At 72.4% G+C, this 14,512-nt stretch carries 8 protein-coding genes; 6 read left to right on the plus strand and 2 right to left on the minus strand.

The window, feature by feature from the left end; genetic code table 11:
- The first annotated feature begins 9 nt into the window (after positions 1-9).
- From ACFOGJ_RS28270 to pbpC, 5 genes are all read left to right on the plus strand, one after another.
- A complete protein-coding gene (locus tag ACFOGJ_RS28270) occupies positions 10-789 on the plus strand; it encodes a FecR family protein (protein WP_379906641.1) in 780 nt (259 codons plus the stop codon).
- A 229-nt stretch (positions 790-1,018) separates the two neighbouring features.
- Positions 1,019-1,789: a hypothetical protein gene (locus ACFOGJ_RS28275; protein WP_379906642.1), complete on the plus strand. Its 771-nt coding sequence runs from the start codon at positions 1,019-1,021 to the stop codon at positions 1,787-1,789.
- A gap of 32 nt (positions 1,790-1,821) precedes the next feature.
- The gene (locus tag ACFOGJ_RS28280) at positions 1,822-3,510 is read left to right on the plus strand and encodes a ShlB/FhaC/HecB family hemolysin secretion/activation protein (RefSeq protein ID WP_379906643.1); all 1,689 of its coding nucleotides are present in this window, start codon (positions 1,822-1,824) and stop codon (positions 3,508-3,510) included.
- 167 nt (positions 3,511-3,677) lie between these two features.
- The gene (locus ACFOGJ_RS28285; RefSeq protein WP_379906644.1) at positions 3,678-8,942 is read left to right on the plus strand and encodes an alpha-2-macroglobulin family protein; all 5,265 of its coding nucleotides are present in this window, start codon (positions 3,678-3,680) and stop codon (positions 8,940-8,942) included.
- 190 nt (positions 8,943-9,132) lie between these two features.
- Positions 9,133-11,355: a penicillin-binding protein 1C gene (pbpC, locus tag ACFOGJ_RS28290; protein WP_379906645.1), complete on the plus strand. Its 2,223-nt coding sequence runs from the start codon at positions 9,133-9,135 to the stop codon at positions 11,353-11,355.
- On the opposite strand, the gene ACFOGJ_RS28295 is transcribed toward pbpC, so the two are convergent.
- On the minus strand, positions 11,352-12,569 hold the full coding sequence (locus ACFOGJ_RS28295) for a hypothetical protein (protein ID WP_379906646.1): 1,218 nt from the start codon (positions 12,567-12,569) through the stop codon (positions 11,352-11,354). The genes pbpC and ACFOGJ_RS28295 overlap by 4 nt on opposite strands.
- Positions 12,570-12,771: 202 nt before the next feature.
- Here ACFOGJ_RS28295 and ACFOGJ_RS28300 point away from each other — a divergent pair, with 202 nt between their 5' ends.
- Positions 12,772-13,782, plus strand: a complete 1,011-nt coding sequence (locus tag ACFOGJ_RS28300; RefSeq protein WP_379906647.1) for a helix-turn-helix transcriptional regulator — start codon at positions 12,772-12,774, stop codon at positions 13,780-13,782.
- On the opposite strand, the gene ACFOGJ_RS28305 is transcribed toward ACFOGJ_RS28300, so the two are convergent.
- A complete protein-coding gene (locus ACFOGJ_RS28305) occupies positions 13,740-14,459 on the minus strand; it encodes a response regulator (RefSeq protein ID WP_379906648.1) in 720 nt (239 codons plus the stop codon). The genes ACFOGJ_RS28300 and ACFOGJ_RS28305 overlap by 43 nt on opposite strands.
- Between the last annotated feature and the right edge of the window lie 53 nt (positions 14,460-14,512).

Here is a 14,512-nt window from a genome sequence, read left to right on the forward strand (position 1 = left end):
CGGAAGCGCATGGCACACCTGGAAGCGGAACGCCCGCCGGAGCACGGCAGGGACCGGCGGCCCGCGGTCGCGCCGCTGCTGGCGGCGCTCGCGGTCCTGGCGGCGGGCCTGGACGGCCGGACCGCCGCCGAAGCGGAAACCATCGGCGAGACCGAGGCCGTCGTCCGGACGGTGACCGGCACCCAGGTCAATGCGGACCAGCGGCGGCTGGCCGCGACCGATCCGGTCTTTCACGACGAGTTGATCGAGACCGCGGCGGACAGCGCCTCCAAACTGCGCTTCCAGGACGAGACGTCGCTGACGGTGGGGCCCAATTCGAAGGTCACCCTGGACGACTTCGTCTATGACACGACCACCGGCGAGGCGAGCATGGTGATCAACACCAGCCGCGGGATCGCCCGCTTCGTCAGCGGCAAGATGCGCAAGAACGCCTATTCGATCCGCACACCGACCGCCACCCTGGGCATCCGCGGCACCTCCTTCACCGTGATCGTGGCCGATGACGGCACCACCGACGTGATCGTGGAATCCGGCGAGGTCGTCGTGCAGGGCGTGCAGGGCCCGCCCCAGGTGGTGCCGGCCGGCCTGGCCACCCAGGCGCCCCGCAACGCGCCGGCGCGGCGCCCCGCCCCGCCGCCGGTGGAGAAGGAGGCGGAGATGGCAGAGATGGATGCCATCCTGCTGATCTCCGCCGGTGCGCCGAAGGCGACCGCGCCAGAGCAGGCCGGCGAACTCCGCCAGATCAAGGAAGAGGCGCAGACCATCCGCAAGAGCGGCTGCAGCTGCTGACCCGCCGGCCCCGGCCGCGGGCCTTTCCCGCACGCGCCTGATGCGGCGCAGCCGAAGAATCCCTAAGATCGCGCCCCGGGGGGTCGGATCGGCCTGGGACCTGCGCGCGGCGCGGTCCCGGGGTCAGGACCGTCCCCCATTTGGCGGAACTGGCTTCAGGGCAGGATGACCGGCGATGGGCCCGATTGCCCGGACAGGAAGGACTGGCAGGCGAACGGGAATCGCGGCAGTGCGGCTGGTCCTGCTGAGGACGGCCCTGCCGGCGGTTGCGCTTTCGGCGATCGCCCTGCCCGCCGTGGAAGGCGTCGCACGTGAGTTGCGCGCGGACCCGGCACCGGCAGCGCGGGAGCTGACGGTAGGCAGCGCGGTCAGCGGGTCGCTGGCAATCGGCCCCTTCACCGTCCCGCTGCCGCCGGGCGACTGGACCGTCTACTACACGGAAACCGCCACCTCCAACGACCGGACGACGCGCACCGAGAAGGTCGCGCTGATCGCCCTGGACGGCGATACGATGACGCAGGAGATCTATGCCCGCGCCGACGTGAAGCGCGACCGCAAGGGGTTCCAGGCCTTTCCCTATTGCCGGGACGCCAGCTATTTCCACGAGGCGCAGCGCAGCAACCTGCACACCAGGGGGCAGGACTGCTGGCATGTCCGTGCCGAATCCCTGGTGGAGCGGGAGGATGCGGGGCCGCGCTTCCAGGCGCTCTATGCAAAGGCGGACAAGGAGAACCTGTTCCTGCCGGCGGCGAGCGTCGGCTCACGCTTCCATTTCGCCGATCGCGACGCCCTTCTGCGGGTCGCCTATTCCTGGAACCCGGAACTGGTCCTGCGGTCGCGCGGCGACGACAAGGTCTGGCTGGCAGCCGACTGGTCGAAGGGGGAGGTCAGCCAGGATCCGCGACGGATGGCGGTGATGCGCATCATGCAGCGCTGGGGCGCGGACTGGTACGAGCGCGTGAAGGCCGCCTTCGAGACGGGCGCAGCGGATATCCGGTGACCGGGACGGGCCAGCAGAGACCGCGCCGCCGGATGCGCCGCCTGGCCGCGGCCGTCGCCGCGGCGGCGGTGCTCGCTGCCGGTTGCCTCTGGCCGCCGCTGCCGCCGGCGGCGGCGCAGAGCCTGGACGACAGCCTCAGTCCCGGCCGTGTCGAACAGCGCTTCCAGCAGCCGCTCGAACCGCTGAGCCTGCCCGAACTGACGATCCCCAAGACGGAGGAGCCGCTGCCGCCGAAGCAGGCGGACAAGATCCGCTTCCGCCTGTCCGGCATCAACATGAGCGGCGGCACGGTCTATCCCGAGACCGCCCTGCTGGACCTCTACCGCGACCGGCTGGGGCAGGAGGTCACCCTCAGCGACATCTACGACATCGCCGACGCGATCGCCGCGAAGTACCGCAACGACGGCTACATCCTGACCCAGGTCCTGGTGCCGCCGCAGCGGATCAGCGAGGGCATCGTCACCCTGCGGGTGGTCGAGGGCTATATCGACCGGATCGAGATCGAGGGCGACGTGCCCGAGGAAGGCGGCCTGATCGACACCTATGCGCGGCGGATCCTGGCCTCCCGGCCGTTGAACGCCGCCGACCTGGAACGCGCCCTGCTGCTGATGAACGACCTGCCCGGCATCACGGCGAAGGCGGTCATGATCCCGTCCTTCGAAGTGGCCGGCGCATCGGACCTGGTGCTGCAGCTGCAGTTCGACCGCGCCGACGGCTTCGCCAGCATCGACAATCGCGGCACCCGCTTCATCGGTCCCGTCCAGTTCCAGGCGGCCGGCGGGGTGAATTCCCTGCTGGGCAATTATTCGCGCCTGGAGGCCCGCGGCGTCGTCACCCAGCAGACCCACGAGCTGCGCTATGGCGAGGTCGCCCTGACCAGCCAGGTCGGCAGCCAGGGTACCAGGGCGGTGGGCCGGGTGACCGCCAATGCGACCCGGCCGGGCGACACCCTGGCGCCGTTCAACGTGCGCGGCCAGAGCCGCTCCCTGAGCGTGACCCTGTCGCATCCCTGGATCAGGTCGCGGCGGGAGAACCTGACCCTGAAGGGCAACTTCACCTACCGCTACAGCAAGACCGAGATCCTGGGCCAGCAGCTGAACAAGGATTCGATCCGGGTGCTGCGCGCCGGCGCCGCCTACGACTTCGCCGATGGCTGGAACGGCGTGAACCTGGTCGAGGTCACCCTGTCGCAGGGCCTGGATTGCTGCGGCGCGCGGGAGGCCGGCGCCGCCGGCCTGGGCCGCACCAATTCCAAGCCCGACTTCACGATCGGCCGGGTCGATGCGGTCCGGGTGCAGGCCATCGACAGCCGCTTCCGGGTCAACCTGGGCGCCAGCGGACAATATGCCCTGGCGCAGCTGCCATCTTCGGAGCAGTTCGGCTATGGCGGCGAGCTTTACGGCCGCGCCTTCGACCCCTCCGCCATCACCGGCGCGCATGGGGTCGCCGCCAAGGCGGAGGCGGTGTTCACGCCGCGGATCGAGTCCGACCTGCTGCAGGACTACCAGATCTACGCCTATGCCGATTACGGCGCGGTGTTCCGCATCGATGCGCTGGGCGGCCCGTCGCAGGCGCAGGGCGCGTCGCTGGGCGTCGGCCTGCGGGTGCGGGTGGCGCAGCGGGTCAGCGGGCAGCTGGAAATGGCGCAGCCGCTGCTGCGCAACACCGCCAGGGGCGACCGCAACCCGCGCGCCTTCTTCCGCCTCGGCGTCCAGTTCTGAACCGCGCCTGCCGCCGCCGGCGGCGGTGCGGGAGGAGGTGCAGGGGGATCTGGGGGCGCCGCCCAATCTATGCCAAGATCCGGCGCGAATATCGGCTGCGCATCGAAATCAGCGCCGCGACCGGCGACGGGAAATCCGCGCCGCGATCTGCGCCGGGGAGGAACATCATGTCCGCCATCGCCCTTCGGACCGCCGCCCTTCTGTCCCTGCTGCTTGCCGCCGTGCTGCTGTCGGCGCCGCCGCCGGCCATGGCGCAGGCGGCCTTTGCGCCGCCCGCCGGCCTGGCGGACCGTGCCGCCCGCCTGCAGGACACGATCCTGGACGGCGTCGCGGCCGCCCCGCAGGTCACCCGCGACGCGCTGGCCGCCAGCCGCGACAGCGCCGCGGACGCGGCGAACTGGAACCGCGCCATCGCCTTCCAGAAGCAGATCGTCCAGCGCGACCGGCTGCGCGGCAGCGGCCGCGACGGTGCCGCCTTCGTGAAGCTGGCGGAGCTGTACGGCAATGCCGGCAACGGCGGCGAGGCGGCGGCGGCGGCCTGGCTGGCGGTAGAGGCGGCCGACCGGTCCGGCGACGGCGCGGCACGGGCGGCGGCCTATGGCGCACTGAGCGATGCGCTGGCGGTCGAGCGCGACTGGAGCCATGCCGCCGCGGCGCTGCGTGCCGCGCAGGCGGCGGCCGGCGACCCGAAGCTGCGCGAGGACCGGCTGGACTGGCTGGAGGCGCAGTACCTGATGCGGGTGGAACAGGTGCAGGTGCTGGCCGACCAGTCGATCCCGGAGGCCTGCATCCGCTTCACCCGGCCGCTGGCGCAGCCGCTGCCGCTGCCGGCGCAGGACTATCTCCGCCTGGAGGACGGCGGCCCGGTGTCGGTCAGTGCCGGCCCGGCCGGCCTGTGCATCGGCGGCCTGCAGCATGGCGAGAGCTATCGCGCCGTGGTCCGCAAGGGCCTGCCGCAGGCCGACGGCCCGGCCCTGGCAGCGGACGAGGATGTCGCCTTCACCGTCGACCACCGGCCGGCCGCGGTCAGCTTCCCGACCGGCCCCTATGTCCTGCCCACCGCACGCGCGCCGGCGGTGGACCTGCGTTCGGTCAACGTCTCCAAGGTCGCCCTGCGGCTGATGCGGATCGCCGACCGCAACCTGGTGAACCGGCTGCGCGAGGGTCTGCACAACCCGCTTTATGGCGGCCAGGTCGACGAGCTGGCGGCGGAGAGCGGCGAGCAGGTCTGGCGCGGCACGATGGAGCTGGCCGACCCGCCGGACGAGGAGCAGCGCACCGCCGTCCCGCTGGCAGAGATGATGCCGGCCCCGCAGCCCGGCATCTATGTCCTGCTGGCCGCCAATGCCGACGATCCGGAGCAGCTGGAATGGTCCTGGACCGACTGGGCGGCGCAATGGATCGTGCTGTCCGATATCGGCCTGGCCAGCTATCAGGGCAGCGACGGCCTGCACGTCGTCGCGCGGTCCCTGCGCAGCGCGGAGCCGATGCCGGGGGTCGAACTGCGCCTGGTGTCGCGCAACAACCAGGTGCTGGACCGGGTGGCCACCGATGCCGACGGCTATGCCCTGATCGCCCCCGGCCTGCTGCGCGGCAGCGGCGGCAACCGGCCGGCCGCGCTCTATGCCGCGGCGGCGGCCGAGGGCGACTTCACCTTCCTGGACCTGACCGGGCCGGCGCTGGAACTGGCCGAGCGCGGGGTGGCCGGCCGGCCGGCGCCCGGGCCGGTCGACGCCTATCTGTACAGCGACCGCGGCGTCTATCGCCCGGGCGAGACCCTGCCGGTCAACCTGCTGGTGCGCGACCGCGACGGCCTGGCGCTGCCCGGCATGCCGGTGGTGCTGAAACTGACGCAGCCGGACGGCCGCGAGGCGGCGCGGCAGACCGCGGTCAGCGGCAGCCTGGGCGCGCTGCGGGCCGACTTCCCGCTGGCGCAGGCATCGCAGACCGGGCAGTGGACGGTCACCGCCCATGCCGATCCGGCGGCGGACCCGGTCGGCAGCCTGCAGGTGACGGTGGAGGACTTCGTTCCCCAGCGCATCGCCCTGACCCTGGACAGCGCTGCGGCGGCGATCCGCGCCGGCGAGACGGTGACGGTCAAGGCGACCGGTGAATATCTCTACGGCGCGCCGGCGGCCGACCTGCCGGTGAAGGGCACCCTGACCCTGCAGGCCGATCCCGCACCGTTTCCCGGCCTGCCCGGCTTCCGTTTCGGACTGGTGCAGGACCCCTACAGCCCGGAGCGGCGCAGCCTGCCGGAGGTCCGCACCGATGCGGCGGGACATGCCGAGTTGCCGCTGCTGCTGGACAGCCTGCCGGACGCGGCGCAGCCGCTGCAGGCACGGATTGCCGTCAGCCTGTTCGGCGAGGGCGGCCGCCCGGTCAGCCGCAGCCTGACCCTGCCGGTGCGCGCGGAGCGGCCGTCCATCGGCCTGAAGCCCGGCTTCGCCGACGGCCAGGTCGCCGAAGGCCAGGCCGCCGGCTTCGAGGTGGCGCTGGTCGACGGCGCGGGCGAGCCGGTCGCCGGCCGCGACCTGGAGGTCAGCTGGATCGCCGAGGATGTCGACTATTTCTGGTACTGGGAGGATGGCCGCCTGCGCTTTCGCGAGACGGTGCGCGACCGCGTGGTGGAAAGCAGCGCCCTGTCGGTCGGCGGCGACGGCCGGGCGACGGTGTCCCAGCGCCTGCCCTGGGGCCGCTACCGCCTAGAGGTCGCCGACCGCGGCGCCGGTGCCGCCTCCAGCCTGCGCTTCCAGGTCGGCTGGGGGGTGACACCAAGCCTGCCCGATACGCCGGACGCGCTGGAACTGAGCCTGGCGCCGCGCGACGCCGGCACCGGCCCGGTGGAAGCGTTCGTGAAGGCGCCCTTTGCCGGGGTGGTGGAGGTGATGGTCGTCAATGACGGCCTGCGCTATCGCCGCACCCTGCCGCTGCCGGCATCGGGGGCCCATGTCTCGATCCCGGTCCAGGCCGACTGGGGGGTCGGCGCCTACCTGCTGGCGACCGCCTACCGGCCGGAAGCCGGCGGCGACGACCGGACTGCACGCGGCCCGTCCCGGGCGATGGGCGCCGCCTGGTTCCCGATCGGCACGGCATCGCGCCGCCTGGGCGTCAGCCTGGACCCGCCGGAGGTCGCCCGCCCGGGCACCGAGGTGACCGTGCCGCTGCAGGTCACCGCCGCCGCCGGCACCGCCCTGCCGCAGGAGATGCGGCTGGCCGTCGCCGCGGTGGACGAAGGCGTGCTGCAGCTCACCGACTTCACCAGCCCCGACCCGGCCGACCATTTCTTCGGCCAGCGGCGCCTGGCGATGGATGTCCACGACCTCTATGGCCGCCTGATCGCGCCCGCCACCGGCATGCGCGGCAATCCGCGCTCCGGCGGCGATGGCGGCGGCAACCTGGACGGCGTCTCGGTGCAGACGGTGAAGGTCGTGCATCTGTACGAGGGGCCGGTGACACCGGGGCCGGAGGGCCGGGCGCAGGTCACCCTGGCCCTGCCCGACGGCTTCAACGGCCGGCTGCGCCTGATGGCGGTGGCCTGGAGCCGCGCCGCGGTCGGCGCCGGCAGCGCCGCCCTGACGGTGCGCAACCCGGTTGTCTCCAGCCTGATCCTGCCGCAGTTCCTGGCCCCCGGCGACGAGGCGGAGGCGCTCCTGTCCCTGGACAATGTCGAGGGCGGCGACGGCACCTATACCGCCACGGTCACGGCGGAGGGCGCCGTCGCGGTGCTGGACGGCGGCCAACTGGAGCAGCGGATCGCAGCCGGCGGCCGGGTGCGCCACCGTGTGACCCTGTCCGGCACCAGTGTCGGCACCGGCCGGCTGGCGCTGCGCCTGACCTCTCCCGGCGGCATCGACATCGCGCAGGACTGGGAGATCGCGGTGCGCCCGGCACAGCCCTGGCAGAGCGAACGCCGGTCGCTGCAGCTCGCCGCGGGCGAAAGCTTCACCAGCACCACGGCGGCAGAAGCCGGCATGATCGCCGGCACCGCGCGCATCGACCTCAGCATCAGCCCGGTGCCCGATGTCGACGTGCCCGGCCTGCTGGCCGCCCTGCGCGACTATCCCTATCGCTGCCTGGAGCAGTCGGTGTCCACCGCCTATCCGGAGCTGTTCGCCCGCAGCCTCGCGGCGAACTGGACCGGCGTGGCGGCCGAACCGGTGGCCGCCGATGCCGCCGTGCAGGCGGCGATCCGCAGTAGCATCGCCCGGCAGAAGCCGGACGGCAGCTTTGGGCTGTGGAACCAGTCCGGGCCGGCCGAACCCTGGCTGACGATCTATGCGATGGACTTCCTGAGCCGCGCCCGCGCCGCCGGCCATGCCGTGCCCGAACCGGTGACGGCACAGGGCGCCGACTGGATGAAGAACGCGCTGCGCTACCCGCCGGAAGGGTTGACCCCGGACGGCCGGGCCTATGCGCTCTACGTGCTGTCGCGGATGCCGGCGATGGACGCCAGCGGCCTGCGCTACTGGGCGGAGAGCCTGTCCGGTCAGGTGACCACGCCGCTGGGCCTGGCCTTCCTGGGCGCCGCGCGCCGTGCCGCCGGGCAGCCGCTGGAGGATGCGCCCGCCCTGGTGCTCGCGGCGGCCGAGGCGGGCACCGAGCCGCGGGCGGCGGACTGGCGGGACTATGGCTCCAGCCTGCGCGACGCGGCCGCCACCCTGGCGGTGCTGGCGGAGGCGGAGGTGTCCGCCGACCGCCTGACCCCGCTGCTGAACGCGGTCTCGGGCGCGGCGGCGTCCCGCGACCATCTGAGCACCCAGGAGCAGGCCTGGCTGCTGCGCGCCGCCCATGCCGTGGCGGATGCCGGCGGCCGGGCGGAAGCCATGCGCCTGGAGGTCGCCGGCCGGCTGCTGGAGCCGGTCCGGACAGCGGTGACCGAGCATCTCCAGGGCGGCGACCCGGCGGTGACGGTCCGCAATGCCGGCGCCGCAGCCGTCTGGGCCTACGAGACGGTGCGCGGCGTGCCGGCGGCCAGCCTGCCGCCGGCGGAGCAGGGTTTCCGCATCAGCCGCCGCTATTTCACCCTCGAGGGCCGCGAGGTGACGCTGGACCGGGTGCGGCAGAACGACCGCTTCGTCGCACTGGTCGAAGGTGCGGCCCGCGACGGCGGCAGCCACCAGGCGCTGGTGGTCGACCTGCTGCCCGCCGGGCTGGAGATCGAGAGCCAGGCAACGGGGGGCACGACCGCCCTGTCCGCCCTGCCCTTCCTGCCGGTGCTGACAGAGCCGCTGTTCGAGGGGGTGCGCAGCGACCGCTACCTCGCCGCCATCGACCTGGAGGGCGAGGGCGCCCGCTTCGCCTTCGCCTACCTGGTCCGCGCGGTGACCCCGGGCCGCTACGTGCATCCGGCGCCCTTCGTGGAGGACATGTACCAGCCCTACCTGTTCGCCCGCGGCGCGATCGGCGAACTCACGGTGGCGCGTCCCTGAGCCGGCGCGGAACGGCAGCCGGCAGATGTGGCGGCGTCACCACAAGCGAACGGGTCATCCCGGGCTTGACCCGGGATCCATTCCGCAAGCATCCGGGCTTCTGAACAGCTTGCGGAATGGAGTTCACGGGCAACGCCTGTGGACGGGTCGAGCCCGAGAACGACATGCTTCCGCCAGAACCGCGCATGGCATGGGAAAGGCCGGCCGGCTGGGCCGGCAGGTCGCCGTGCTGGCCCTGCTGGCGGTGGCGGGGCTGGGCATCGCGACGGCCGGCCTGCGCGCGGCAGACGACCTGTCGCCGCTGGACCTGTCGCGGCTCGACGCCACCGGCGCGGTGGTCACCGCCGCCGACGGCCGGGTGCTGCGGCTGTTCCCCAGCGAGGACGGCATCCTGCGCCTGCCGGTGCGGCCGCAGGACCTGGCGGAGATCGATCCCGGCTATCGGGCGCTGCTGCTGGCGGTGGAGGACAAGCGCTTCCGCCGGCATGACGGGGTCGATCCGCTGGCCGTGGCCCGTGCGGCGCTGACCGCCCTCGCCAGCGGCCGGGTGCGCTCTGGCGCCTCCACCATCACCATGCAGCTGGCCCGCCTGCTGGACCCGAAGCCCCGCACCCTGGCCGCGAAGCTGGAGGAGATGTTCCGCGCCTGGCAGCTGGAGCGGCGCTTCGGCAAGGACGAGATCCTGGCGATGTACCTGACCCTGGCGCCCTATGGCGGCCGGGTGGAGGGGGTGCGCGCCGCGGCGCTGACCTGGTTCGGCAAGGAGCCCCGGGCCCTGACACCAGGCGAGACGGGGCTGCTGGTGGCCCTGCCGCAAGCGCCGGCGCGGCTGCGCCCCGATCGCGCGCCGGAGGCGGCGGCCGCTGCCCGCGCGGCGATCCTGGCGCGCGGCACCGCGGCCGGTGTGCTGGCGGCGGACGTGGCCGCGCGCGCCGCGCTGGAACCACTGCCGGGCGCACAGCGGGCGATCGCTGTGCATGCGCCGCATCTGGCCCGCGACCTGGCTTCCCGGGATGCCGGACAAGCCGGCTCCGGCGGCTGGCAGCGGGCGCCGCTCGCCACCACCCTGGATGCCGACCTGCAGGCACAGGTGGAAGCGATCCTTGCGGCGCGCGCACCGGCCTTCGGCGCGGCCGCCGGCATTGCCGCGCTGGTGGTCGACAATCGCAGCCGGCGGGTGCTGGCCTATGCCGGCAATGCGGATTTCCTGGACGAGGACCGCGCCGGCCATGTCGACATGGTGACGGCCACGCGTTCGCCCGGCTCCACCCTGAAGCCGGTGATCTATGCCATGGCCTTCGATGCCGGCCTGGCGCATCCGGAGACCTATGTGCGCGACGCGCCGGCCAGCTTCGGCGGCTACCGGCCGCGTAATTTCGCCAGCGAATATCACGGCGACATCACCCTGCGGGAGGCGTTGCAGCTGTCCCTGAACGTGCCGGCGGTACGGCTGATGGAACGGCTCGGTCCGCCGGCCTTCGTCAGCCGGCTGCGCAGGGCGGGCACCGCCCTGGCCCTGCCCGACGATGCCGCCCCGGGCCTGGCGGTCGCCCTGGGCGGGGTCGGCATCAATCTGCGCGACCTGACCGGCCTTTATGCGGCGCTGGCCGATGACGGCCGTGTGCGGCCGCTGCGGACGGTGCCCGGCGAAGGGAGACCCGCGGCGGACGAGGCCCCGCTGTTCGGCGCCCCGGCGCGCTGGCATGTCGGCCGCATCCTGGCCGATGCCGGCCGCCCGGCGGACCGGGTCGCCGCCGGCTATGCCAGCCGCGGCATCGCCTTCAAGACCGGCACCTCCTACGGCTTCCGCGATGCCTGGGCGGTCGGCTTCGACCGCGACCATACGGTCGGCGTCTGGCTGGGCCGTGCTGACGGCACGCCGCTGGCCGGAATCACCGGCCTGTCGGCGGCGGCGCCGATCCTGTTCCGCATCTTCGACCTGCTGCCGGCCGGCGCAGCGCCGCCCGGGCCGGTGCCGCCCGGCACCCTGGTCGCCGGCCATGCCGACCTGCCGCCGCCGCTGCAGCGCCTGGACGGCGGTGCGGCGCAATTGGCGGCACTTCGCTTCGACGACGGCGCGCCGCGCATCACCTTCCCGCCCGATACGGCGGAGCTGGACCTGCGCGACCTGGCCGGCGGCCTGCCGCTGCAGGCGGAGGGCGGCACCCGGCCGCTGCGCTGGCTGGTGGACGGCCGGCCGCTTCCGTCGCCGACGCTGTCGCGGCAGGCCATGCTCAGCCCCGACGGGCCCGGCTTCCTGGACATTGCGGTGGTCGATGCCCAGGGCCGTCGGGACGGGGTCGCGCTGCGGCTGCGCCGCGCCGGCCCGGACAGGGCGCCCGCTTCCGTCCTGACCCCGGCCGCGCCACGCAAGGAAGCCTTGCGAGCCGTTGCCCCCCAGGCCTCTCCCTAGACGCCGACGACCTTGGCCAGGACGAGGGTGGCCAGATCGTTGGTACGATCGGTCATGTCGCCCCGGTCGATCCGGCTGCGCTCCGCCGCTGCATCGGCATTGCGCCTGACGAACGCCTTGAAGTCGTCATTGTCCATGGCCGGTCGCAGCGCCTCGCCCTGCTGCCAGGCGTAGAGCAGGTAGCGCATGCAGGAGGCGATCCCGGTCAGGTAGTCGGCCTTGTCTCCGGCCGGCGCATCTCCGCCGGCCCAGGCCTGCAGCAGGCCACCAGCGACAAGATAATCCTGGATCCCGGTGAGCAGCTGCCGGGCGACCGTCAGCATCAGCGGATAGTCGTGATGCTGCGGACCGCGCGCCTTCATCATGCTGACCAGCCCGCCCAGCAGCAGCCCCTGGTCGCCGGCCCAGGCCAGCTTGCTCTGGAAGCCCAGGACGTCCTCGGTCGACCCGTCGGCATAGGCGCTGACCCTCTCCCGCACGACACAACGGTCGGGCGCGCCGCCGTCCGGCGGGGCGGCATAGTAGAACAGCAGCGGCTCCACCTTTGTCTGCGGCGATCCCTCGTCGGCGAACCATGCCTTGAGGAAACCGAACTGGCGGTCCGCGCTCGCGCGGTACCTCGCTTTGCTTTCGTCGCTCCGTGCGGACAGCCACATGCGGGTGGACAGGTCCAGGGCGAGCGTATTGGTGACCGTGTTCTGGAAGCCGCGAATGGCATCCGTCCGGGCCAGCGGGTTGCAGGGCGTCGCGCAGTCGCCGTCTACCTCCGACGCGGCGAAGCTGCAGTTCCAGACGCCCCCGGGATGCCGCGGCTCCAGTTGCGCCCAGACCTTCCGGTCCGCCTTCTCCCAGACCGCGGCGCCCCAGATGTCGATGATGTTCCAGCAGTCATGGGCGGCGCGCTCGAACTGCTCCCTGTCTTCCGGCCGGAAGGGGGCGAAGCCGGATGCCCGGAGTGACGCCAGGCCCCACCAGCCATAATCGTCGTAAAGGCATGCCGACTTCATCATCGGATCGGAGGTGATCCGGTAGCGTTCCCGGGCGATGCCGCCGAAGACCGGCGCGTCGTCGGCCGACACGTTGGCCAGATAGTCGATGACGGTGTCGAAGGTGTGGCCCAGCTGCCAGAAATTGGTTGACGCCTGGAACAGCGGCTTCAATTGCTGAAAGGTGGCGGTCGCTGCCGCCGCATAATCCGTTCCGTCATCCGTCATCGCGCTTCTCCCCGCATCGTCCGGCGGCCTGTGGAACGGGCCGCCGCCGAAGTCTTGTATGGGTTGCAAAACTCCGCAACGATGTTGAGTTATGCGTGTCTACGCATGATTATGCGGTCCGGCTGCATCGGAGATCCCCGTCCCGCGCAACCCGCCCGGATTGCCGGTGCGAGGCCGCAGCCGGCTGGGGCGGGAGCAGGCGATGCCGGATGTCGAGTGGCTGCTGCGCGAGGCCGCAGATGCGCGCCCGATCCCTGTGGGTGAGCGCATCGAGACGGACGATGCGCAATGGCGGTGCCGGATCGAGCGGCTGGAGATCGGGCCCGGGCTGCGCCTGTTCCTCACCGACGTGCAGGCACGCCGCGATATTGCCGTGGAAGCGCAGGACGACCGCACGGACCGGTGGATCGGCAGCCAGCTGACCCTGTCGGGCTGTGCCGAAATCGACTTCCTGGACGGCAGCGGCACGCGGACATCGGCTGACAATGCCCTGCTGTTCCGGCCCTCGGGGCGGCGCGCGGCCTACCGCCTGGCCGCCGGGACCCGGTTCCGGTCAGCCGGCTACGGGCTGTCGCTGGAACGGGTGGAACGGCTGCTGGAGGGCACCATGCCGGCCGCCATGCGCCCCCTGCTTGAACCGGATCCGGAGCGCAGCCGCATCCTGACCACCGCCAGCGACCGCACGATGCGCCGGCTGGTGGCCGGCCTGTTCAGCCGGGAGCTGAACGGCCCGCTGCGGCGCCTGATGCTGGAAGGGGCGGTGCTGCAGCTCCTGGCCGTGCAGGCCGCGGCGGCGGCGCGGCACAGATTGCCGCCCGCCTCCCAGCGGCTTTCGGCCCGCGACCGTGACACGCTGTTCGCAGCCCGCACCCGCCTGCTGGAAGACATGCGCGACCCGCCCACCCTCGGCGCGCTGGCGGTCTTTGCCGGCATGCCGGAGCGGCGGCTGACCGCCGGCTTCCGCCTGCTGTTCGGCGCGACGCCGTTCGAACTCCTGCGGAACGAGCGCCTCGACCGGGCGCGCATCGTGCTGGAAACGACCCGCCTGCCGCTCAAGGTGGTGGCCTATCGCGTCGGCTACGACCATGCCAGCAATTTCGTCGCCGCCTTCGCAGCCCGCTTCGGCGCGCCGCCGCGACGCTACCTGCGGGAAGCCCGCGGCAGCACCGCTCAGATCTCGCCCTCTTCCTCCACACGGGTGGCGAAGATATAGCCGATATGGCGGACGGTCTGGATCAGGCCGGGCTCGTGGGCATCGCGCTCGATCTTCTTGCGCAGCCGGCCGACCCGCACGTCGATGCTGCGGTCGAAGGCCGGCATATAGGCCTGGTGGGTCAGTTCCAGCAGCTTCTCGCGGCTGAGCACCTGGTTGGGATTGCGGACGAAGGCCAGCAGCAGGCTGTACTCGCTGTTCGACAGCGCGATCGGCGCGCCGTCGCGGCCCGCCACGGATCGCGCGGTGGGATCCAGCCGCAGGCCGTCGAACAGCAGCGCGGCCTCGGTATCGCCCTGCGCGGCGCGGCCCAGGCGCCGCATCACGCTGCGCACCCTGGCCAGCAGCTCGCGCGGCTCGAACGGCTTCGGCACATAATCGTCGGCGCCGAGTTCCAGGCCGATGATGCGTTCGTCGGTCTCCGACTTGCCGCTGAGGATCACCAGGCCCATGCCCTTGCGGTCGCGCAGCGCCATGGTGATGTCCAGCCCGTCCGCGTCGGGCAGCATCAGGTCCAGGATCAGCAGGTCGACCCCGCCCTGCTCCAGCCGCGGCATCAGCGGTGCGGCCCGGTCCATGCACTCCACCGCATAGCCCTCGTCGCTGAGCATGTCGCGAACGATCGCGGACACCTCAGCATCGTCCTCGACCACCAGGATCGTCGCTTTTCCGCTCACCCTGTCCCCATCCCGTTGCCGGCAACCACCGACCTGTTGTCCCCGATCCGGTT

The sequence above is a fragment of the Marinibaculum pumilum genome, assembly GCF_042646425.1.
GTDB classification, from domain to species: domain Bacteria; phylum Pseudomonadota; class Alphaproteobacteria; order Ferrovibrionales; family Ferrovibrionaceae; genus Marinibaculum; species Marinibaculum pumilum.

Bases quoted from the DNA above. Each gene is read 5' to 3' on its own strand.
- ACFOGJ_RS28300 (WP_379906647.1), top strand. From the start codon at position 12,772: ATGCCGGATGTCGAGTGGCTGCTGCGCGAGGCCGCAGATGCGCGCCCG.
- ACFOGJ_RS28285 (WP_379906644.1), top strand. From the start codon at position 3,678: ATGTCCGCCATCGCCCTTCGGACCGCCGCCCTTCTGTCCCTGCTGCTT.
- ACFOGJ_RS28270 (WP_379906641.1), top strand. From the start codon at position 10: ATGGCACACCTGGAAGCGGAACGCCCGCCGGAGCACGGCAGGGACCGG.
- ACFOGJ_RS28295 (WP_379906646.1), bottom strand. From the start codon at position 12,569: ATGACGGATGACGGAACGGATTATGCGGCGGCAGCGACCGCCACCTTT.
- ACFOGJ_RS28280 (WP_379906643.1), top strand. From the start codon at position 1,822: ATGCGCCGCCTGGCCGCGGCCGTCGCCGCGGCGGCGGTGCTCGCTGCC.
- pbpC (WP_379906645.1), top strand. From the start codon at position 9,133: ATGGGAAAGGCCGGCCGGCTGGGCCGGCAGGTCGCCGTGCTGGCCCTG.